Origin of the sequence: Pseudoalteromonas sp. 0303, assembly GCF_013349995.1 — a bacterium.
GTDB lineage: Bacteria > Pseudomonadota > Gammaproteobacteria > Enterobacterales > Alteromonadaceae > Pseudoalteromonas.
Genome location: NZ_JABVXF010000166.1, coordinates 1 through 399, shown reverse-complemented (window position 1 = coordinate 399; position 399 = coordinate 1). Strand labels below are relative to the sequence as shown.

General features: G+C 39.6%; 1 protein-coding gene. It reads left to right on the top strand.

The genetic code is table 11. The features are described 5' to 3' along the window. The coding region (locus HUS62_RS22635) for a DegT/DnrJ/EryC1/StrS family aminotransferase (protein WP_175081233.1) at nucleotides 1–399 on the top strand (399 nt) is incomplete at both ends.

Here is a 399-nt window from a genome sequence, read left to right as displayed (position 1 = left end):
GTAAAACGTTAGATTCAGGCGCACGTACCAAGCATGTAACGACAACGGCAAAAGTTCCACATCCTTACGAGTTTTATCATGATGAAGCAGGGTTTAATTACCGAATGCCTAATTTGAATGCCGCACTAGGGTGTGCTCAAATGGAAGTATTGTCTGAGTTTGTAAAGAATAAACGTAAGTTAGCACATTTATACAGTGATTTCTTTAGTGGTTCAGAGTTCAAGTTTGTGACTGAACCTGATTATGCGCATTCAAATTACTGGCTTAACGCGATTATCTGTCCAGCTCCTCAAGTGCGTGAAGCCTTATTAAAAGAAACGAATGAAAAAGGTGTAATGACAAGACCTATCTGGCAGCTAATGCATCGTTTACCAATGTATAAAAATGCCCTTAAAGGCG